We start from the raw sequence: 21,379 nt of genomic DNA, 5'->3' as shown, positions 1-21,379 counted from the left end.
AGAGTCTTTCGGGAACCATGAGGGAGGGCCCGTGCCGATTTCGCCTGCCGAGCTGGAAGCTGCGTACCGGGCCGTCGTCGCCCGGCCGGGGCACCCCCGTTACGCCGAGGTCGCCATGGCCCTGATCGCCGCGGGGCGCTTCGCCGACGCGGCCACCGTCGCCGAGCAGGGGCTGGCGGTCCTGCCCCAGCCGCAGGCCCAGATCGCCCTGGCCGACGCCAACCTCCAGCTGGGCCGGGTCGAGCACGCCCGGGCGACCATCGAGCGCTTCCTGGCCGTCTCACCGAACCACACCGCAGCGCTGCGGATCCTGGGCGAGTGCCATCTCCAGGGCGGGCGGCCGGATCTGGCCGGCCCCCTCCTCCAGCGTGCCGCCAGGGGCATGCCCCCCGACGCCCGGGCGCAGTCGCTCTGGACCTCCCTGGGCGCCGCCGCCGCGGGCCCGCCGCCTTCCGCCCCGGCTCCGGCGAGCCCGGGTGGAGTGCTCGAGCTGGACGACGCTCCCGTCTCGGTCGGATCGGCTGCGGGCGGAGCCGACCTCTTCGGCTCCGGCGCGATCGAGCTGGACACGGAGGACGATCCCTTCGGCGGCGACGCGCTCGAGTTCGACGCCCCCCCTCTGCAGATCGGGGGCGGCCCGGAGCCCGAGGGCGCGCTGGAGCTCGACCTGGGCGGGCCTGCGCCCTCGACCGGCGTGGATCCGGCGACCACCCCCTCCTACGAGCCTCCGCCGCCGGCGGCGCCCCGCCCGGCGAGCGATCCGGCTGCCCGCCGCCGCGCCGGCAGCTCCGAGTTCCAGCCCTACGCCCCGCCCCACCTGGCGAAGGAGCGGCGCCAGCGCTCGGTGGCCGTCCTGATCGTCGTCGTCCTCCTCGCCGCCGCCGGGGGAGGCTTCTACTTCTGGAAGACCCAGAAGGAGGAGAAGCTGCGCTCGGCCCTCGCCACCGCCGCGGTCGCGGCGGCGCAGGACACCGTGCTGAGCCTGGCCACCGCCGAGGCGGCGGTCCAGGAGGCGCTGGAGCTCGATGCCGGAAACGCCGAGGCCCTCGGGCTCGGGGCCTACGTCGCCGCCCGGCGCTTCACCGGCTTCGAGGCGCCGACCGACACCCTCATCACCGCCCAGGAGCGGATCGCCCGCACCGAGGTCCTCGAGCAGGTGCCCCTCGAGGCGACCCTGGCCAAGGCCATGATCCTGGTGGAGCAGGAGCGCTACGGGGAGGTCGTGACGACCCTCTCCCCCGCCCTCGCGGCCGCGCCCCGCCACCCGGGTCTGCTCTGGACCCGCGCCCAGGCCGAGCAGGGCCTGGAGCGCCTGCCCCTGGCGCTCGAGTCCCTCGAGCAGGCCCACGCGAGCGATCCCGGCTTCCTGCCGCTGGTCCCCACCCTCGCCAGCGCGCTGGTGCGGGCCGGCCGGGCCGAGGAGGCGGTGGAGCTCCTCGAGCGCGTGGTGGAGGGGCACCCCGACCACCTCCCCTCGGTGATCCTCCTGCTCACCCACGGCCTCCGGAGCGAGGGGAGGCAGGAGGCCCTGCTGAAGCGCGCCGAGGGCCTCGAGCAGTCCCTGCGGACCGCCGCGACGCCGACCGACCTCTGCCGCTTCAACCTGGCGGCGGCCCGCCTGGCCATGGCCGCGGGGGATCCCGACCGGGCCCGGCGCTTCGAGAACGGCGCCTCGATCGCCGACGCGGACGCTGCTTGCCGGGCCCAGCTCGGCGAGGCGCTCCTGGCCCGCGAGCGGCCCTGCGCGGCGGTCGACGTCCTGGCCGGGGTGGCCGAGAGCCTGGGGGCCGACGACGCCGAGCGCGCCCGGAGCCTCACCAGCGACGCGGCCGGCGCGGCCCTGCGCTGCGGCCGCACGAGCCGGGCGGCGAGCCTCATCGGCGCCCTGCCCGAGGGCCAGGAGAAGTCGCTCCTCGAGGTGCGCCTGGAGGCGGCGGACGGCCGCCTCGCCGAGGCGCAGGCGAAGCTCGATCCGCTGGTGAAGGCCCGCCAGGTCTCCAGCATGGCCTGGGCGGTCTCCGCCCACCTCGCGACCCTCGCCGCCGATCTCGACGGGGCGCGCAAGGCCGCCCTCCGGGCCGCCGCCCGGCCGGACCGGGATCCCGCCCACCGCCTGGAGATCGCCCGCCTCCTCCTCGACACCGGCGAGGCGCGCCAGGCGGTCTCCCTCCTGCCGGCGCCCCGCCGGGGCGAGGTGCCCTCCCACGCCCAGCTCGCGCTGCGGGGCGAGGCGCTCCTGCTGGCCGCCAGCCGGGCCGGCCCCGGTCTCCCCGAGCTCGAGCGGGCCATCGCCATGAACCCCGACGCCGGCAGGGCCGTGAGCACCTACCTCAGCCGCGCCCCGGCCCGCCGGATCGCGAAGCTCTCCGAGAAGCTCGGCTCGGCCCAGGCGGCCGGGCTCGAGCTGCGGGTGCTCCTCGAGGAGGGCGAGCTGAAGAAGGCCGCGACCCACCTGGAGGCCCACCCCCCCGCCAAGGACGAGCCGCTCCGCCTCTCCCTCGGCCGGGCCCTCGTGCAGATCGGCGGCGGCGACGCCTCCGCGCTGCAGGCCCTGGAGGAGCTCTCGCTCGCCAACAAGCACTCCGCCGAGGCGCAGACCTCGCTGGGCACCGGCCGCCACCGCCTCGGCAAGCTCGGCGACGCCATCACGGCCTACGAGGCGGCCATCGCCCTGGAGCCCTCCTCGGTCGAGGCCCGGGTCGGGCGCGCCGAGGCCCTGGTGGACGGCGCCACGAACCCCGACGACGCCCTGGCCGGCGCGACGGCGGCGCTGGCCTGGGTCGAGCGCCTGGCCGCCAGCGACCGCCAGCTTGCCCGGGCCCACGCGGCCCTGGCGATCGCCCGCGCCGAGCTCACCGATCCCGGGGGCGCCCGCCAGGCCCTCGGCCGCGCCCTGGCGCTGGCCCCGGACGCCCCGCGGGTCCGCTTCGCCGAGGCCCGGGTCACCGAGGCGGGCGGCGACACCCGCCAGGCCCTCCACCTCTACCAGCTGCTCGGCAAGCGCCCTGGCGGTGAGCTGGCCCTGCTGCGGGTGGGGATGATGGGCGTGGACGAGGTCGCCTCCCCGGAGGTCTCCCGGGCCGCCCTCGAGCGATTCCTCGAGCTCCAGCCCGGGCACGCCCAGGCCAGCCGCGCCCGGCAGCTCCTCTCGGCCCTCCCTTGAGCCAACCGCTCGGAAACACCGCGCTGGTCGCCCTTCACCGCGAGATCTACCAGCGGCAGCGCGCCGAGATCGACGCCTCGGTCGAGGGCTACAGCGGCGGGTTCCGGGCCTACGAGAAGGCCTACCGTCAGCGGGTCACCGGCTACCGGGGCATCCTCGAGTACGACGAGGTCGTCGCCCGGGCGGCCGCGCGGGACGTCGTCCACGTGGGCGACTACCACACCCTCACCCACGCCCAGCGCGCCTTCGGCAAGCTGGTGCAGCGGGTGCTGGGCCACGGCCGCCCGGTCGCCCTCGGGCTGGAGTTCGTCGCCGGCCGGCACCAGCGGCACGTGGACTCGTTCCTCCTGGGGCGGCTGACCGAGCGCAACTTCCTCAAGCGGATCGACTACCCCGAGCACCACGTCTTCCGGATCTGGCCGGGCTTCGCCCCCCTCTTCCTGCTCGCCCGGGAGCTGGGGCTGCCGGTGGTCGCCCTGGACCTGGAGAACGCCTCCCTCGTGAAGCGGGACGAGTACGCCGCCGGGCGCCTCGCCCGCTTCCGGCAGAAGCACCCCCAGCACCAGCTGATGGTGCTGACCGGCCAGCTCCACGTCGCGCCGAGCCACCTGCCCCGGGCCCTCGCCCGGGCCTGCCGCCGCCTCGGCCAGGACGCCCCCTCCCAGCTCTCGGTCTACCAGAACGCCGAGGAGATCTACTGGAAGCTGACGGCCCGGGGCCTGGAGCACCAGGCGCAGGCGGTGGAGGTGAGCAAGGAGGAGATCTGCCTGGTGAACACCTCGCCGATCGTGGCCCAGCAGAGCTACCTCGCTCACCTGCACGACGACGTCGGGGTGGACGACGGCCTGGAGTCCGCCCCCGAGCGCACCTTCAAGAGCATGTGCCGCTACCTGGCCGACTTCCTGGAGGTCGAGCTCGGCGACGCCCTCGACCACGTGCTCGTCTACACTTTGGGCGACCTCTCCTTCCTCTCGGAGCTGGAGCGCAAGAAGCAGTTCAACCGCCGGGAGGTCGCCTACATCCGGCGCCGGATCCTGGAGCGCGAGAGCTGCTTCCTGCCCCGGGCCGGCGTGGTCTACCTCGCCAGCCTCTCGGTGAACCACGCCGCGGAGGAGGCGGCCCACTTCCTTCGCCACGTGCTCACCGAGGACGACGGCGACCGGGACGGGCTGGTGGACGCCTTCTACTCCCGGATCCTCAACGAGGCGATCGCCTTCTTCGGCTCGAAGGTGATCAACCCCCGCCGCAAGTGCGCCCACCCCCCGCGCCTGAAGGCGCTGGTGGACGACTGGCAGCGCGGGGACCGCAAGGGCCTGCGCCACGGCGACGTGCGGGCCGCCGAGGTCACCCTGGCCCACCTGCGCCTCGAGGCGGGGGAGCGCGTCCCGGGCCTGCGGAAGATCTACGCCGAGGCGGACGCCGACCTCTTCAACGCGGTCACCCACCTGCTGGGCTACATCCTCGGAGATCGCCTCTACCACGCGATGGTGCAGGGCAAGGTCACCAAGGAGCAGATGCGCGCCCTCTTCCTCGACCCCCTCGAGGAAGCGGGTGACACCTTTCATGCCTACTTCCATCTCTCCTCGCGGGTGCGCCGGGTCCGGATCCCGCAGCAGCCCTAGGCGAGTGCGCCCGGCCCCGTGAGGTGGGCTGATGCAGCGCTTGAAGCCCGTAGGAGGCCAGGATAGGGTCCTGCCGCACCGCCGGGAGGATCCCTCCGGGCCAAATGAAGCTTTCCCAAGGAGGCAGTGTGATGCGGGGTCTCGTCAGCTCGATTCTCGTCCTTTTCCTCGGCGCCCTGGTGCTTCCCGGTTGCCCGGACTCGAAGCCGGCCACCGAGGAGAAGCCGGTCGCCGAGGCGCCCGAGAAGGAGGTCACGCCGGAGATGAAGGAGGCCCTCGGGGGCGCTCCGACCGCCAGCGCCGCGACCTCCGGCAAGAGCGACCCCCTCTGCGTCGGCCCCGTCGACCTCGCGCCCCTCGAGAACCGCAAGGTGGGCGCCTTCGACGCCAAGATCGAGGGCTACAAGGTGACCTTCACCGCGGCCGAGGGTGACGATCAGCTCGTGGTGGGCGTCATCGGCGACGTGAAGGAGGACACCGGCGAGAACCTCTTCAACGTCGAGCGCCTGGTGAAGTGGTTCCAGGAGCAGAAGGTCGAGGCCGTGATGATGACCGGCGACACCGCCGAGACCGAGGCCGGGATCGTGCGGGTCCTCGAGCGCCTGGCGGCGCCGGGCTGGCCGGTCTTCGCCATCGTCGGCAACCGCGAGGCCAAGACCATCTTCGCCGACGGCGTCACCGCCGCGCAGGCCAAGCACCCCAACATCTTCAGCCTGAACAAGCGCCGGCAGGTCAGCTTCCCCGAGGCGACCTTCTTCAGCGTCCCCGGCTACCACGACGCCCGCTTCATCCACGCCGAGGACGGCTGCCTCTACCACACCGAGGATCTGGCCGCGATCGAGAAGCTGGCCTCCGAGACCGAGGGCAACCGGGTGCTCGTCTCCCACGGCCCGCCGCGCGGCACCACCAAGACCGCCATCGACGTGGCCACCGACGCGGGCAACGTGGGCGACGCCAACCTCAACGGCCTGATCGAGAAGGGCAAGATCGCCTTCGGCCTCTTCGGCAACATCCACGAGGCGGGCGGCCAGGCCACCAACCTCGCCGGCGCCGAGAAGATCGCCGAGAAGAGCTTCGTGAAGAGCCTCTACCTGAACGTGGGTCCGGCCGACGCCATCCGCTGGATGATGAACGACGGCAGCGAGTCCACGGGCATGGCCGGCGTGGTCACCTTCAAGAAGGACGGCACCGCGGCCTACCAGATGAAGCGCCTGGCCCCGCTCACCGAGGCCGAGGCCGCCGAGGCCGCCAAGCTCGACCCGGCCCCCGAGGAGGAGGCCCCGGCCGAGGAGGGCGCCGCCGAGGAGGCTGCCGAGTAGCAGCCCGGGCCGTGTCCCGGAGGGTCCGCCGGATCAGCCCCGGCGGACCTTCGCCAGATAGGTGTCCCGGTCGATCGTCCCCTGCTCCACCAGGAGCTCGACCAGGGCGCGCAGCGCGCGGACCTCGGCCGTGAGGGTCTGCTCGAGGGACTCGATCCGGCTGGAGAGCTCCGCCAGCCCGGCGGGGATCGCGTCGGCCGCGACGCCGCGCACGGCGGCAGGCGCCGGCGGGGACGCCGAGCCGGGATCGGTCTCGGACTCGTCGTCCATGTCGATCATCCGGCCCCCCTCCAGCCCGTAGGTGGAGGGGTCCAGGGTCGCGCTCGGCCCGATCCGGGGGTTCTCGCCGTAGTAGTAGCGGCGGATCGCCCGGTCCACCGAGCTGGCCGTCGCCACCACCGGCTCCACCTTCAGGTTCGTCCGGAAGGCGACCTCGTCGAGGGCCTCGTAGTTCGTGGGATCCGCGGCGGCGATCTGGATGGCCCGGCGCTGACGATCGACGCCCACCGGGAAGACCCCGTAGCGCTCGCAGACGTCGACGCCCAGGACCTGGGTGACCGCCTGGGGCAGCTGCTGGGTGTCGAGATCGATGCGCGGCAGCCCCAGCTGGCGGGAGAGGGCCTTCACCATCAGGTCCTCGGAGACCAGCTTCATGTCCACCAGGACGCGGCCGAGCTTGCCGCCCCACTTGCGCTGCTCGGCGAGGGCGGCGTTGAGGTGGGTCTCGTCCAGGACGCCTGCGGCGATCAGCAGCTCGCCCAGACGCAGCTTTGGCTGTCCGGTGCTCATCTGCGGCGAGATTAGGCTTGCCAGACCCCACCCGGCAAGAAATCCACCCTCCCGGGAGGAGAGGACCTCCCCCCCGGATCAGAAGAGCAGGAGCCCGTCCTCGTCGATCTCCATGCCGCCGCCCCCGGTGAGGGCGGCGTTCTGCCGCTCGCGCTCGGCGGTGAGCTCGCTCGCCACCTCCAGGATCTGGGGGTGGGTCATCATCAGCTCCCGGAAGGCCGTCTCGGGGAGGCGCAGGATGGTGCAGGGCCGGATGGCCCGGACGGTGGCCCCGGCGGCGGTGCCGTTGATGAGGCTCATCTCGCCGAAGATCTGCCCCTGGGTCAGGCGCGCCAGGGTGACCTCCTCGAAGCCCGTGCCCCGGGTCACGGCGACCTCCCCCACGACGAGCAGGTAGATGCCCTCGGACTGCTTCCCCTCCTCCACCACGACCTCGCCCGGCGGGACCTCGAGGGCCGTGAAGCGGCCGAGGAGCTCCCGGCGCTGCTCCTTGTCGAAGGGCCGGAAGAGCGGCGAGGAGGCCAGGGTGTTGGTCACCAGGCGCTGACGGTAGAAGCGCTGGAGGGCCTCCTCCACCGAGGGGAAGCGGCCGGTGAGCTCGGTGAGGAGCCCGGCCGAGAGCTCGAAGACCTCGGCCTCGTCGACCGCCTCGACGGTGGCCGAGCGCGGATCCTCGGAGAGCAGGGCCATCTCGCCGAAGAAGTGGCCGTCGCCGAGGCGGGCCAGCTCGATCGCCTGCCCGTCCACCTCCCGGTAGACCTTGAGGGTGCCACCGACGACCACGAAGAAGGAGTCGCCGGTCTCTCCCTGCCGGATCACCACGTCGCCGGGCATCAGCCGGCGCAGGGTCATCCGCTCCATCAGGGTGATGAAGGCGTCCTGGGGCAGATCGGAGAAGAGCGGGATCGTCGGCAGCTCCTTGGGGGCCGGCGCCGCGATCATCGGGGGCGGCTCGACCTCGGAGACATCGATCTCCTCGTCGCCGAGGGCGTCGAGATCGATGAGGATCTCGTCCTCGTCGTCGTCCTCGCCGCCGACCTCCAGCTCGATCTCGCCGAAGCTGGGCGCGACCTCGTCGGCGAGCTCCATCGGGGGATCGAGGGCCTCCATTGGAGGATCGAGCGACTCGTACGCGGCGGGGGCCGGCGCGGGGACCGGCACCGGCGCCGCGGCGGCCGGCGCAGGCGCAGGCGCAGGCGCGGGCGCAGCAGCGGGCGCCGGCGCGGCAGGCGCGGCGGCGGCGGGCATCGGCTTGCCGTACTTGCTGGCGTAGAGCTCGGCGAGGAGCGACTGGGTGTCGGTGTGGCCCGCGTCCACCTCCAGGATCAGCTTGCAGGCCGCGATGGCCTTCAGGAGGAAGCCGTCCTTGGCGTAGAAGTCGGCGACCTCCCCGTAGACCCGGATCGCCTTCTCGCTCTCCCCCAGCCGCTTGTAGAGATCACCCAGCCGCAGCCGGCTGGAGAGATCCCTCGGGTCGGCCTTGACCACCTCCATGTAGGCGATCAGGGCCTTGTCGTATTTGCCCTTGGCGTAGAAGCGGACGGCCTTGTCCTTCAGCTTCCTCGCCCGGTTGGTGTCGACTGTCACGGGGTGCTCCCCTCCTCGTCCCGGCGCGCACCCTCCTCCTCGAGAGCCCGCCGGACCATGATGTCATAGTCCTTGCGCAGTGCATCGACCCAGACCTGCGTGGGTCCCTGGCGGCCGGCCAGCGCGGCGGCCGCCACGCCGCGGACCTCCGGATCCCGATCGTGCAGGCCCTGGCCCAGGGTCTCGGCCCGCTCCGGGGTCGAGCCCCTCGCGGCGAGCGCCCGGAAGGCCTGGACCCGGCCCCGGCTGTGCTCGTCCCGCACGTGCTGCTCCAGCGCGGCCAGGCCGGCGGGGGTCCCCAGGTGGCCCAGCGCGGTCGCGGCGGCGCCAGCGGTGACGGTCGAGCCGAGGGCCTCGATCAGCAGGGCCTCCGCCTCGTTGCCGCCCCGGTTGCCGAGGGTCTCCAGCAGCGGCGCGCGGCCGGTCTCCTGCACCCGGGGCAGGAGGGCCGCCAGCTCGGCCGCCGGGGTCTTCGCGGCGTCCAGGAGCCGCGCCAGGGGCGCCATCACCTCGGTGGTGACCACCACCTCCAGGACCGGCATCACGGCGGGCGCCACCTCCGGGCCCAGCCGCTCCAGGGCCTCGGCGGCGGCGCGCTGGACCTCCGGGCCGTTCGTCCGCAGGGCCTCGACCAGGGCCGGGGCGTCGGCGGGAGAGCCGGCCCAGCCCACCGCCCGGCAGGCGGCCGCGAGCCGCGCCTCCAGCTCGGGCGGCCGATCGTCGACCAGCTCGACCCGCGAGGCGACCACGTCACCGGTGAGGGCCTCGCGGTTCCGGGCCGCGACGCTGTCCACGTCGACCACGCCCAGCCCCTTGCGGGCGGCCTCGTCGGCCTCTCGCTCGGCGCGCAGGACGGCGACCCGATCGATCAGCTCGTCGAAGCGCTTGCGGTAGTTCGCGCCGGTCTCCATCCCGACCAGGGAGTAGGCGTCGTCGAAGGTGGTCTCCTGCTCCCGGTGAGCCTCGAGCTCCTCTTCGGAGACCGCCCAGGCGTTGCGGGTCGGCAGGGTCCCGGGGACCCACTCCTCCCGGGCCAGGCGCTGCCCCTCGAGCAGCTCGGCCAGGGTCTGGCGCGCCTGCTCGGCCCGCTGCTCGGGCTCGGTGGCGGCCAGGGCGGCGAGGGCCTCTCCCACCACCCGGGGATCGTCGTCCTCGAGGAGGTCCGCGACGCGCGCGAGCTGCCGGGCGTCCATCCCCGCCCCGCGGAGCGACTCGATGGCAGCCAGGGCCGCGTGGAGGTTGGCGTCCCTGCCGCCGAGGCGGGCGTGGAGCGCGGCCGCCGCGTCGCAGCTCCCTCCTCGCTGGACGAGGGTCTGCGCGGCGAGGGTCGCCGAGCGGGGCCCCGGAGCGTCGAGGAGCGCCTGGCAGAGGGCCTCGGCGCCGTCGCTCTCGTCCCCCTCCGCGCCGCCCGAGAGCGCCCGGATGGCCTGCACGTAGACCACCGCCGTGGGGTCGTCCACGGCCTTCACCGCGGCGGCCAGGGCCGGGAGGGCCTCGAGGCTCCCGATGCGCCGGAGGGCCTGGGCGGCGTCCCGCCGCAGCACCGGATAGGGCTCGTCCAGCAGCGCGGCGAGGAGGCTCACCGCCCGCGGATCACCCGCCCAGCCCAGCCCGCGGGCGGCGGAGGCGGCGACCCCCACGCTGCGGTCCGCGAGCATCGGCATCAGGGCGGCCACGGCCTCGGGGGTGCCCGAGCGCCCGAGCTGCTCGGCCGCGCCCATGCGCTCGGCCACGGAGTCGGAGCGCACGGCGGCCAGCAGGCTGTTGAGCTGCCGCTCGGACCACTCGGCGATCGCCCGCTCGGGCTCCACCCCGGCCCCGGTGAGGGCCGCGGCGATGGCCAGGCGGCTGTCCAGGGGCGCCCGCCCGTAGGCCAGCTCGAGGGTCCGCCGCGAGCGCGCGTCGCCCCGGGCCGCCAGGGCCTGGGCCGCGGCGAGCTGCACCTCGGCCGCCGGATCGAAGAGGAGGTCGCCGAAGAGGTCGATCAGGCGGGCGTTGTTCTGCTTCTCCAGGGCGCGGATCGAGGCCGCGCGCACCCGCGGCGCGTCGTCCTTCAGGCCCTCGGCGGTCAGCACCCGCAGGGCCTCCGCGCCGCCGAGCTCGCCGAGGCGCTCCGCGGCCGCGGCGCGGATCAGGGCCGAGCCGTCCTCGGAGAGCTTCTTGCTGGCGCTCGCCACGTCGTCGGCGCAGGCGCTGAGCTGGCTCGCCAGGAGCAGGAAGAGCACCGTGGTCAGGCCCCGCAGCCCCCGCCCCTTTCCGCCCGGTCGCCGGGGCTTCGAGGCCGGCTTCGCGCCGCTCTTCGAGGCGGGCTTCTGGCCCGCCTTGCCGGCCGGCCGGGGCGCCGGCTTCGAGCCGCCCTTCGCGGCGGGCCGCTTGCTCGCCTTGCCGGCCGGCCGGGGCGCCGGCTTCGGGCCGCCCCTCGAGGTGGGCAGCCTGCTCTCCTTGCCGGCCGGCCTGGGCGCCGCTCTCGAGGCCGGTCCGGAGTCCGGCCGCGGTCCGGGCCTCGGACCCGCCGGGCCCACGGTCCCCTCGAGGGTGGCCATCCCGGCCTGCGCGGCGCTGATCTCCCGGACCTGTCCGGGCTTCAGCTCGCCCAGGGCCAGCTCGCCGACCTGCACCCGCTTCAGGCGCTGCACCGGGTGGCCCACCGCCGCGCAGAGGCGCTTGACCAGGTGCTGCCGCCCCTCGGCGACCACCACCTTCACCCAGGTGTTGGTCTTCGTGCGCCGGAGCAGGCTCGCCTCCAGCGCCCGCGCGCGGCCGTCGTCGAGGCGCACGCCGGCCACCATCCGCTCGAGGGCGTCGGGGCCCGGGACGCCGCGGACCTTCACCTCGTAGATGCGAGGGACGTGGAAGCGCGGGTGCATCGCCTTCTCGGCGAGCGCGCCGTCGTTGGTCAGCAGCAGCAGCCCCTCGCCGTCGAAGTCGAGGCGGCCGACGGGGAAGACCCGCACCGGGAGGTCGGCGCAGAGCTCTCCCACGCAGGGGCGGCCCTCGGGATCGCTGAGGGTGGTGACCATCCCGCGGGGCTTGTACAGGAGGTAGTAGCGGTGGCCCTCGGCCGAGATCCGCGTCCCCTCGACCCGGACCTCGTCGCCCGGCGCGACCCGCGACCCAAGCTCACGAACCACCTCACCGTTCACCGTGACCTTGCCGGAAATGATGAGCTTTTCGGAGCTGCGCCGAGAGGCTACTCCGGCCCGGGCGAGCACCTTCTGCAGGCGCTCCCCTCGCTCGCCCTCACGCTGCTCGTCGTCCCGGCCGCTCATCTACACGCTCTCCTCCGGCGGGCTCTCGGGCGGCGGCGCGGCCTCGGCCTCGGCCAGCTCGCCCTCCCCCGCCTCCTCGTCCTCGGGAAGCTCCGGCTCCGGATCGTTCGGGGTGAGGACCCGTCGCAGGGCCCGATCCCGCCGGCGGGTGTCGCGCAGGGCGTCGTCGAGCGCATCGAGGGCGTCCTCGTCCTCGCTGCGGTGCTCCTCGAGGGGAGACTCGTCGCCGAGGTCGTCGAGGATCGCCTGGGGATGCTCCTCCTCCGGGTAGCGCTCCTCGACGATCCGCTCGTGCTCCTCGTCGAGGGCGTGGAACTCGCGCAGGGTCGGCAGGGAGGCCAGGTCCTTCAGGTCGAAGAACTCGAGGAAGGCCCGGGTGGTGCCATAGAGGAGGGGCCGGCCGGGCTCCTCCTTCTTGCCGATGACCTGGACCAGATCCCGCTCGAGGAGGGCCCGCATCACCGCACCGGAGTCGACGCCCCGGATCTCCTCGACCTCGGGCCGGGTCACCGGCTGGCGGTAGGCGACGATGGAGAGGGTCTCGAGGGCCGCCCGGGTGAGCCGGTGGGGCTTCACCTGCAGGAGGCGCTTCACCGCGGAGGCGGTCGAGGCGCAGGTCCGCAGCTGCCACCCTCCGGCGACCTCGTGGAGGACGATGCCGCAGACCCCGTCCCGGTAGATGCCCCCGAGGGTCTCGAAGCCCTCGCGGATCCGGGTCGGCGTCAGGCCGGTGACCTCGCGGATGCGCTGGGCGGTCAGCGGCTTGTCGGCGACCAGGAGGAGCGACTCGAGGGTGTTCTTCACCTCCTCGTCGCTCATCCGCTCCGCCGCCGCGGCCAGCCGCTCCGCGGCGTCCGGCTTTCCGGGCTCATCGGACTCCCCATCGGACTCCTCGTCGGAGGAATCCAGCTCGTCCGCCTCGGACCCGTCTTCCGCCTCCGCCTCAGCGTCAGCCTCCGGCTCCGCCTCAGCTTCAGCCTCAGCTTCAGCCTCAGCTTCAGCCTCAGCTTCAGCCGCGACCTCCGCCTCGACCTCGGGCTCCGCCTCCGCCTCGACCGCCGGCACGGCCTCCGCCTCGACCTCGGGCGCAGCCTCGACCTCGCTCTTCGCCTCGGGCGCGGCGGCGTCCTGCTGCTCCTCGAGCTTCTCTTCCACCACGGCGGTGGCGCTCTCTGACTTCGTGCTCAACGGTATTCGTCCACGGAGGTGGGGGTGACGTCGTCGCGATCGAGGAGCCCCTCGGCTGCGGCGATGAAGATCTCGCCGGCGTTCTCCTCCCCCTCGACGGCCTGCTGGATGCGGGCGAGGCCCAGCTTGGCCATCTCCAGCAGGGCGAGGAAGGTCGCGATGATCCGGGTCTGGGTGGTGGCGTCGTCGAAGAGCGCCAGGAAACTGAGGTTCCGCTCCTCGCGCAGGCGCTCGACGAGGCTGGAGATCCGGTCGGCCACCGAGACCTCCTCCCGCATCACCTCGTGGGCCACCTCGGGGCGCACGCGCTTGAGGACGGAGTCGAGGCCCTCGATGAGCTTGAAGACGCTCACCTCGCGCAGCCCGAGCTCGCCGGGATCCAGCGGGAGCGGGCCCGGGGTGCTGGTGCGGGCGAAGACGTCCCGGCCCAGCAGGTCCTGCCGGGAGAGCATGTTCGCGGCCTCCCGGTACTTCTGGTAGGCGAGCAGCCGCCGGACGAGGTCGTTGCGGGGATCCCCCTCCTCCTCCTCGTCTTCGGCCTCCGGCTCCGGCCGCGGCAGGAGCATCCGGCTCTTGATGTGCGCCAGGGTGGCGGCCATCAGCAGGTACTCGCCGGCCACGTCCAGGTTCAGCTCCTGCATCTTCTCCAGCATCTCGACGTAGCGGTCGGTGATGAAGGAGATGGGGATGTCGAGGATGTCGAGCTTGTGCTCCCGCACCAGGTGGAGGAGCAGGTCCAGGGGACCCTCGAAGATGGGGAGCTGGACGTTCAGGCGCAGGTCACTTGGCACCTGCAGTCCCCCCGGCGCCCCCGGCGTGCCGCCCTCTTCCGGGGCGGCGACGGCGTTCTCGTCAGCGATCTCTCGGCTTTGCATGAAGCCGTCTGTCTACCACGGGCGGACCGCAAAGGTCAGCCAGGACAGGGCTCTTGCCCTAGGCCCGGGGGTGGTGCTCTTCGTAGAGGCGGCGCAGCCGCTCGCTGTCCACGTGGGTGTAGATCTCGGTGGTCGCCAGATCCGCGTGGCCGAGCATGGACTGCACCGAGCGCAGGTCCGCCCCACCCTCCAGCAGGTGGGTGGCGAAGGAGTGGCGCAGCTTGTGCGGGCTGATCTCCTTCTCGATGCCGGCGACCCGGGCGTACTTCTTGATGTTCTTCCAGAAGGCCTGGCGGGTCATCGCCCTCGCCCGGTTGGAGGGGAAGAGGCTGCGGCAGGTGCGGCCGCGCAGGATCTCCTCCCGGGGGCCGTCGAGGTAGCGGTGCAGCCAGGAGATGGCCGAGCGCCCCAGCGGGACGACCCGCTCCTTGTCGCCCTTGCCCCGGACCAGGACGAAGCCCACCTCGAGGTTCGCGTCCTCGACCTCGAGGCCACAGAGCTCGCTCACCCGCAGGCCCGCGGCGTAGAGCACCTCGAGCATCGCCCGGTCCCGGGCGCCGGCCGGGGTGGTCACCGGGGGGGCCTGGAGCAGCCGGTCCACCTCCTCGAGGGTCAGGAAGTTGGGCAGCCGCTTGACCGTCCGGGGGGTGGTCAGATCCGCGGTGGGGTCGTTCTCGCAGACCCGCTCCCGCACCAGGTAGCGGTGAAAGGTGCGGATGGCCGCCAGCGCCCGCGCCTGCGAGCGCGGCGAGAGCCCGGCCTGGTGGAGGGAGCGCAGGTGGTCGAGGATCTGCTCCCGGCGGACGGCCGCGGGGGCCTCGATGCCGGACTCCGCGAGCCGCTCGAGGTAGCGGCCGAGATCCCGGGCGTAGGCCTCGATCGTGTTCTGCGAGAGGCCCTTCTCCATGCGGATGAAGGCGAGATAGCGGTCCAACAGCAGGTCCATCTAGAGATCCTCCACGGGGCCAGCCCCCACCCGGATCACCTCCGGCTGCTCCCCCTGGAGATCCACCACGGTGGTGCTCTCCAGGAGGTTGAGGCCACAGTCCAGAATCAGATCGATCCCGTGCCCGAGCTCGTCGCGCAGCAGGCGGGGATCACCGAGGGGCGCGCCGTCGACGTCCGCCGCGGTGGTGTTGAGCACCGGGTGGCCGAGCTGCTGCACCATCGCCAGGACGGCCGCGGACTCGACGATCCGCACCCCGACCGACTTCTGCTTGGTCGCGACCACCTTGGGCACCTCGCGGGTGGCCTCGAGGATGAAGGTGTAGGGGCCGGGGGTGAGCCTCCGCATCAGCTTGAAGGCGACGTCGTCGATGCGGGCGTAGCGCGAGGCCTGCGAGAGGTCCTCGCAGAGGAAGGTCAGGCGCTTCTTGGCGTCGAGGCCCCGCAGACCCCGCAGGCGCTCGACGGCTCGCTTCGAGTGCAGGTCGCAGCCGATGCCGTAGTTCACGTCGGTGGGGTAAGCCACCAGCTTCCCCTCCCGGAGCAGCTCGACCGCCTGGGCGATCCTGCGGTGGTTGGGGCGGTCCCGATCGATCTCGAGCATCCTGGCGATCTGGCCTGACACGGCGGCAGAGTACCCGGGAAACCGATCCGGTCAACTTTCCGGGCGCGCCCTCCCGGAGTTGACGGAAGGCGGGATTACGTCGCCTTCGAGAGGAGCTCGACGAGGCGGTAGAGCAGCCCCTGGGCCTCCCGCGGCGTCAGCGCGTCGGGGTCGATCTCGGCCAGGAGCTTCTCGACCTCGGAGGGGGCTCGCGGCGCCGCGCCAAAGAGGGCCAGCTGTCCCCTGCCCTGCGGCTCCCGGTCACCGTGGGCGAAGGCCGGGCGGCCCAGGCTGTCGAGCTCCGAGGCCTCGAGGCCGGCGAGGATCGCGGCGGCCCGCTCGAGGACCTCCCGGGGCAGCCCCGCCAGGCGGGCCACCTGGATCCCGTAGGAGCGGCTGGCCGCGCCCGGGATCAGGGTGCGCAGGAAGATCACCTTCTCGTTCCACTCCCGCACGGCCATCGTGTAGTTCGCCACCCGCGGCCGCTCCTTCGCGAGGTCGGCGAGCTCGTGGTAGTGCGTCGCGAAGAGGGTCCGGGCCCCCGAGACGTCGTGGAGGTGCTCGGCCACGGCCCAGGCGATGGAGAGGCCGTCGAAGGTCGAGGTCCCCCGGCCGATCTCGTCGAGGATCACCAGGGAGCGATCCGTCGCGTGGTGGAGGATGGCCGCGGTCTGGTTCATCTCGACCATGAAGGTCGACTGCCCGCGGGAGAGATCGTCGCTCGCCCCCACCCGGGTGAAGATCCGGTCGGTCAGCCCCACCCGGGCGGAGCGCGCCGGGACGAAGGAGCCCGCCTGCGCCAGGAGGGTGAGGATGGCCGCCTTGCGCATGACGGTCGACTTGCCCGCCATGTTGGGGCCCGTGATCACCAGGAGGGTGTGCTCGTCGTCGAGGCGCAGATCGCCGGGGACGTAGGCCTCGCCCCCCATCTGCCGCAGGGCGTCCTCGATGACCGGGTGCCGCCCCCCCTCGACCACCAGGTCCCGGGAGGTGTCCACCACCGGGCGCACCCAGCGCTGCTCGACCGCGACCCGGGCGAGGGAGAGGAGCGCGTCGAGGCGGCCGAGGCGCCGGGCGATCCGGCCGATCACCCCACCCTGCGACACCACCTCCTCGCGCAGCGCCTCGAAGAGCTCCCGCTCCAGGGCCTTGCGGCGCTCGTCCGCCGAGAGGACCTTCGCCTCGTACTGCTGCAGCTCCTCGGTGATGAAGCGCTCGTTGTTCTTCATCGTCTGGCGGCGCACGTAGTCCGCGGGGACCTCCTGTGCCTTCGCCCGGCCGATCTCGATGTAGTAGCCGAAGACCCGGTTGTAGCGGACCTTCAGCGAGCCGATGCCGGTGCGCTCCCGCTCGCGGGTCTCCAGATCGAGGAGGTACTGCTTCCCGCTGCGGCCCAGCTCCAGGATCTCGTCGAGATCGGGGTTGTAGCCCTTCCGGAAGATCCCGCCCTCGGTGAGGGTGGCCGGCATCTCGTCCACCAGCGCCGCGGCGAGGTGGGCGTGGAGCGCGTCGAGGGCGCCCAGCTCTTCCCCGCACTCCCGCAGGGCCAGGGGCAGCTCGTCCCCGGCGAGGGCCGCCGCCAGGGCGGGCAGGCGCTCGAGGGCGCGCTCCACGGCCTTCAGATCCCGCCCGCTGCCCTGGCCGAGGGAGAGGCGGGCGAGCACCCGCTCGAGATCCGGCAGGCCGGTGAGGTGGGCCTGCAGCTCCTCCCGCAGCCCGCCGGAGGCGTGGAGGTGGGCGACCGCGTCGAGGCGGGCGTCGATGGCCGGGATCTCTCCCAGGGGGTGGAGCAGCCAGGCGGTGAGGGTCCGCCCCCCCACCGCGCTCACGGTGCGATCGATCAGGCCCAGGAGGGAGCCCTTGCGCTTGCCGTCCCGCAGGGTGCGCACCACCTCCAGGTTCGCCCGGCTGGTGGCGTCGAGGGTGAGGCCGCCCTCGGGCGAGTAGACCGTCAGGCGATCGACGTGGGTGGCCTTTCGCTTCTGGGTGGCCTCCACGTAGCGCAGGGCCGCGGCCACCGCCCGGCAGAGGGGCTCCCCCGCCTTGCCCGCGGGTACGCCGAAGCCCTCCAGCGAGGCCACCCCGAAGTGCTCCTCGAGCTCCTTGCGGGCCCGCTTCGGACCGAAGTGGGCGTCGGCGCCGGGGGCGAGGGTGGCCTCCCGCAGGGCGTCCGCGGCCAGGCGCTCGAGGGGCGAGGGCCCCTCCTCCCGGGACCCGGCGCAGAGCTCCGGCGCCAGGAGGAGCTCGCGGGCGCCGCAGCGGGCGAGCTCCTCGGCGAGGGCCTGCCGGCCGGGCAGCTCGGTGGCGCGCAGGGCGCCGGTGGAGATCTCCAGCAGGGCCAGGGCGAAGCCCTCGCCGGCGCTGCCGGCCGGGACGACCGTCCCCAGGAGCCGCTCGTCGCTGCCCTCCAGGACGTCCTCGTCGAGCACCACCCCCGGCGTGATCACCCGCACCACGTCGCGCTTCACCAGGCCCTTGGCCTCGGCGGCGTCCTCGACCTGGTCGGCGATGGCGACCTTGCGGCCGGCCTCGATCAGCCGGGCGATGTACCCCCGGGAGGCGTGGTGGGGGATGCCCGCCATGGGGAAGCGGTCCTCCCCCTTGCCCCGGGCGGTCAGGGTGATGTCCAGGATCTCGGAGGCCTGCACCGCGTCCTGGAAGAAGCACTCGTAGAAGTCGCCCAGGCGGAAGAGGAGCAGGCAGTCCTGGTGGGTCGCCTTCAGCTCCAGGTACTGCTGGAGCATCGGGGTGAGCTTCCCCGTCCGCTGCAGGTCCTCGGGGGTCCGATCGACCGGCACCGGCTCCCGGGGCTTCTCTTCGATGGGCGTGCTGCTGCGGGCCATGGAAGCCGCGGAGATTCCCATAATCGCGCCGCCAGCGCACCTCTTTCGGGTGGTCCCCGGGGGATCCCGGTGGCTGGTAGTCTTCGAGATCGACGTGCCCCTCCTCGCCCACCTGCGCCGCGGCGCCCTCCTCCTCCTGCTGGCCACGGCGCTGCTGCTGCCGGGCACCCCGGCCGAGGGCGCCCCGGATCCGCGGCTGGTCTGGCGGACCCTCGAGACGCCGCACTTCCTGATCCACTTCCCCGACGGCGCCTACGCGCAGGCGGTCGCGGCCGCCGAGCGGCTGGAGGAGGCGCACCGCCAGCTGGTCCCCCTCCTGAACCACCGCCCCGCGCGGCGCACCGAGGTGGTCCTCACCGATCAGCACGAGGACCCCAACGGGATGGCGACCTCCTTCCCCTTCCCCCAGCTCCACGCCCGGCTCACGCCGCCGGGCCCCGACAGCAGCCTCGGCCACTACGACGACTACCTCTGGCTGCTGCTGGTGCACGAGTACGTGCACGTCCTCCACCTCGATCACACCGAGGGGCTGCCGGCCCTGGGCAACCGGATCTTCGGGCCCCTCTTCTCCCCCAACGGCTACCAGCCCGGCTGGATCGTCGAGGGGGTCGCCACCCGCCACGAGAGCCAGCTCTCGGGCAAGGGCCGCAACCGCAGCGCCCGGGTGGACATGCTCCTGCGGACCCAGCTCATCGACGAGGAGCGCGGGCGAGGCGAGCTCTGGCCCCTCGGGCGGATGAACGCCGGCCCCACCGAGTGGCCCGGGCCGGGCCTGCTCTGGATCTACGGAGGCCGGGTCTGGGAGTCGATCCTCCAGGAGTCCGGCGAGGCGGCCACGGCACGGATGACCACCGACTACGCCGGGCGGGTGCTGCCCTTCGCCTACAACCTCTCGGCCGAGGCCACCACCGGGGTCGGGATGGAGGAGCACTACGAGACCTGGCGGCGCAAGGAGACCGCGCGGCACCTCGAGCGGCTCGCGGAGGTCGAGGCCCGGGGGCGCCGGGAGGGCCGCCGCCTGACCCGGCTGGGCCGGGTCGTGGGCTCGCCGCGCCCGATGGGGGACGGCAGCGTGCTCTTCCAGGCCTCGAACGGCGAGGACTTCCCGGGGGTCTACCGCTGGAGCCCCCGGACCCGCGAGGCCCTCCGCCTGCGCCGGCAGTCGGGGCTCTCGGACCTCGCGCCCGCGCCCCACGGCGAGACCCTCCTCTACCTGGCGCGGGAGGATCATCAGACCTTCCAGTTCACCACCGATCTCTTCGTCGCCCCCCTCGGCGAGGAGGGCACGGCGCTGCAGCCCGAGGGGCTCCGCCTCACCGCCGGGATGAGGGCCACGCACCTGGCCGTCTCGCCGGCGGGCGACCGGGTCGCCTGGATCGCCCAGCGGCGAGGCGAGATGGCGGTCTACCTGGCGAGCCTGCACCTGCCGCCCCCGGCGGCGGCCGAGGGCAGCGCCCCGGTGGTTCGACTCGGCCCCCCTCGCCGGATCTTCGCGCGCCCGGGGACCCCCCTCGACCGGATCGTCTTCTGTCCGGAGGGGGATCACCTCGCCCTCGCCCTCCACCCCCTCGGCGGCAGCTGGGACGTGGGCCTCCTCTCCCTCCCGCCCGACGCCGAGGGCGAGGCCCGGGAGTCCGCCGCGCCGGACGCCGGGCCGGTCGGCGAGGATGCCCTGCAGCTCCTCGCCGCGAGCCCCGAGGACGAGATCCACCCGGCCTTCTCCCCCGACCACCGCTTCCTGATCTACAGCGCGGATCGGGAGGGCATCTTCGACCTCTTCGCCCTCCCCCTCGAGGCGCCCCTCTCGGTCCCCCGCCGCCTCACCCGGGTGCGCACCGGCGCCTTCGAGCCCCGCTACTTCCCGGACGGCGAGAGCCTGGCCTACATCGGCTACACCCGGGAGGGCTACGACATCTACCGCCTCCCGCTCGACGCCGAGGCCCTGGCCGCGCTCGCCCCCGAGGAGGACGCGCCACCGGCGGCCCCCGGCCCCCCGGCGCGGCCGAGCCGCTTCGTCTCCCGGCCCCGGGTCCACCCCGTGCGGCCCTACCGGCCCCTGGCCACCCTGCGCCCGCACTACTGGATCCCCAGCCTCGGCGGGGACGCCCTCGGCGCCACCCTCGGCGTGGTCACCGGCGGCGCCGACGTCGTCGGCAAGCACGCCTGGGGCGCCTCGATCTGGCTGGGCACCACGAGCCTCGAGCCGGGCTACTCCCTCGCCTACCGCCACGCCGGCTCGGTGCCCTCCCTCGAGGTCTCCTCCCACTCCTACCTCGGCCTCGCCGCGAGCACGCCCCGCCCCGCCGGCCGCCTCTACTTCCAGCAGCGGGTCAGCGGGCTCTCCCTCTCCCTCTCCCTCGAGGACGCCCACTACGATCGCTTCCAGGGCCTGGGCCTGAACCTCGACCTGCGCCGCCTCGCGGTGCTGGAGGCGGTCCCCGGCCCCTGGGCGGGCGAGCTCCCCTACCTCCTGCCCGAGAGCATCTGGCTCAACCAGCTCTCCTTCAGCTGGACCGCCTCCACGATCCACGCCTTCGCCGAGAGCATCTCCGCCGAGGAGGGGGTGCGCCTCACCGTGCAGGCGGGCCTCTCTTCCCGCCTGCTCGGCTCGGCCAGCGACTCCCTCGACCTGACCCTCTACCTCTTCGCCTTCCAGCCCCTGCCCTTCGCCCGCCGCCACGTCCTGGCCTTCCGGGGGCGGGCGAGCGTCACCCTCGGCGGCGGCAGCGGGCGCAGCCGCTACCTCCTGGGCGGCCCGGGCCTCCAGGACCCCTTCCAGGCCGCGCTGATCGGGGGCTCCCTGCCCCTGACGGTGCTGCGCGGCTACCCCTCGGGGGCCTTCGCCGGCGACGCCCTGCTGGCCACCAGCAGCGAGTACCGCTTCCCGATCTGGGAGATCGATCGCGGCAAGGGCTTCCTCCCCCTCTTCCTGCGGCGGATCACCGGCGCCCTCTTCCTCGACGTGGGCACCGCCGACGATCTCCCGGGGGTCTTCCAGGGCGGCACCCCGGGGGTCGGGGTGGGCGCCGAGCTGCGCCTGGAGCTGACGGTGGGCTACCTCCTGCCCCTGCAGCTGCGCCTGGGGCTGGCCCGCGGCCTGACCGGCGCGGGGGTCACCGAACCCTTCGCCGGGCTCGGAGGCGTGTTCTGAGGCTGGCGCTTGCGCTAGGCTCGG

Annotated in this window: 12 protein-coding genes; 4 read left to right on the top strand and 8 right to left on the bottom strand. The window is 73.6% G+C overall.

What is annotated here, in order from left to right:
* The first annotated feature begins 31 nt into the window (after nucleotides 1-31).
* The 3 genes from P1V51_10250 (at nucleotide 32) to P1V51_10240 (ending at nucleotide 6,104) form a co-directional block, all read left to right on the top strand.
* Nucleotides 32-3,163: a tetratricopeptide repeat protein gene (locus P1V51_10250; GenBank protein MDF1563418.1), complete on the top strand. Its 3,132-nt coding sequence runs from the start codon at nucleotides 32-34 to the stop codon at nucleotides 3,161-3,163.
* A complete protein-coding gene (locus P1V51_10245; GenBank protein MDF1563417.1) occupies nucleotides 3,160-4,785 on the top strand; it encodes a ChaN family lipoprotein in 1,626 nt (541 codons plus the stop codon). The genes P1V51_10250 and P1V51_10245 overlap by 4 nt, the downstream gene beginning before the upstream one ends.
* 131 nt (nucleotides 4,786-4,916) lie before the next feature.
* On the top strand, nucleotides 4,917-6,104 hold the full coding sequence (locus tag P1V51_10240; protein MDF1563416.1) for a hypothetical protein: 1,188 nt from the start codon (nucleotides 4,917-4,919) through the stop codon (nucleotides 6,102-6,104).
* 33 nt (nucleotides 6,105-6,137) lie between these two features.
* On the opposite strand, the gene P1V51_10235 is transcribed toward P1V51_10240, so the two are convergent.
* From P1V51_10235 to mutS, 8 genes are all read right to left on the bottom strand, one after another.
* A complete protein-coding gene (locus P1V51_10235) occupies nucleotides 6,138-6,893 on the bottom strand; it encodes a general secretion pathway protein GspE (protein MDF1563415.1) in 756 nt (251 codons plus the stop codon).
* Nucleotides 6,894-6,971: 78 nt separating this feature from the next.
* Nucleotides 6,972-8,480, bottom strand: coding sequence for a cyclic nucleotide-binding domain-containing protein (locus P1V51_10230; protein ID MDF1563414.1), 1,509 nt, complete (start codon nucleotides 8,478-8,480; stop codon nucleotides 6,972-6,974).
* Entirely contained in the window at nucleotides 8,477-11,749 is a 3,273-nt protein-coding gene (locus tag P1V51_10225) for a pseudouridine synthase (GenBank protein MDF1563413.1), read from the bottom strand. The genes P1V51_10230 and P1V51_10225 overlap by 4 nt, the downstream gene beginning before the upstream one ends.
* Nucleotides 11,750-12,937, bottom strand: coding sequence for an SMC-Scp complex subunit ScpB (scpB, locus tag P1V51_10220; GenBank protein ID MDF1563412.1), 1,188 nt, complete (start codon nucleotides 12,935-12,937; stop codon nucleotides 11,750-11,752).
* Nucleotides 12,934-13,812 carry a segregation/condensation protein A gene (locus tag P1V51_10215; GenBank protein MDF1563411.1) on the bottom strand — a complete coding sequence of 293 codons (879 nt, stop codon included), beginning with the start codon at nucleotides 13,810-13,812 and terminating at the stop codon, nucleotides 12,934-12,936. Before P1V51_10215 ends, scpB begins: the two co-directional genes overlap by 4 nt.
* 58 nt (nucleotides 13,813-13,870) lie before the next feature.
* Entirely contained in the window at nucleotides 13,871-14,758 is an 888-nt protein-coding gene (gene xerD, locus P1V51_10210; GenBank protein ID MDF1563410.1) for a site-specific tyrosine recombinase XerD, read from the bottom strand.
* Nucleotides 14,759-15,361, bottom strand: coding sequence for an L-threonylcarbamoyladenylate synthase (locus P1V51_10205; GenBank protein ID MDF1563409.1), 603 nt, complete (start codon nucleotides 15,359-15,361; stop codon nucleotides 14,759-14,761).
* Between the two features lie 95 nt (nucleotides 15,362-15,456).
* Complete coding sequence (gene mutS / locus P1V51_10200) at nucleotides 15,457-18,204, bottom strand: DNA mismatch repair protein MutS (GenBank protein ID MDF1563408.1); 2,748 nt, start codon at nucleotides 18,202-18,204, stop codon at nucleotides 15,457-15,459.
* 94 nt (nucleotides 18,205-18,298) lie between these two features.
* Here mutS and P1V51_10195 point away from each other — a divergent pair, with 94 nt between their 5' ends.
* Nucleotides 18,299-21,355 (top strand): BamA/TamA family outer membrane protein, encoded by a 3,057-nt coding sequence (locus tag P1V51_10195; GenBank protein MDF1563407.1) that lies wholly within the window; start codon nucleotides 18,299-18,301, stop codon nucleotides 21,353-21,355.
* Nucleotides 21,356-21,379: the final 24 nt, after the last annotated feature.

The sequence above is a fragment of the Deltaproteobacteria bacterium genome (assembly GCA_029210625.1).
Classification (GTDB): domain Bacteria; phylum Myxococcota; class Myxococcia; order SLRQ01; family SLRQ01; genus JARGFU01.
Note: the sequence above shows the minus strand (reverse complement) of the source record. Positions and strands in the feature narration are given on the sequence as shown.

Excerpts from the sequence above, each read along its gene's own strand:
- P1V51_10240 (MDF1563416.1), top strand. The coding sequence starts at position 4,917 with ATGCGGGGTCTCGTCAGCTCGATTCTCGTCCTTTTCCTCGGCGCCCTG.
- P1V51_10235 (MDF1563415.1), bottom strand. The coding sequence starts at position 6,893 with ATGAGCACCGGACAGCCAAAGCTGCGTCTGGGCGAGCTGCTGATCGCC.
- P1V51_10225 (MDF1563413.1), bottom strand. The coding sequence starts at position 11,749 with ATGAGCGGCCGGGACGACGAGCAGCGTGAGGGCGAGCGAGGGGAGCGC.
- P1V51_10215 (MDF1563411.1), bottom strand. The coding sequence starts at position 13,812 with ATGCAAAGCCGAGAGATCGCTGACGAGAACGCCGTCGCCGCCCCGGAA.
- xerD (MDF1563410.1), bottom strand. The coding sequence starts at position 14,758 with ATGGACCTGCTGTTGGACCGCTATCTCGCCTTCATCCGCATGGAGAAG.
- P1V51_10205 (MDF1563409.1), bottom strand. The coding sequence starts at position 15,361 with ATGCTCGAGATCGATCGGGACCGCCCCAACCACCGCAGGATCGCCCAG.
- mutS (MDF1563408.1), bottom strand. The coding sequence starts at position 18,204 with ATGGCCCGCAGCAGCACGCCCATCGAAGAGAAGCCCCGGGAGCCGGTG.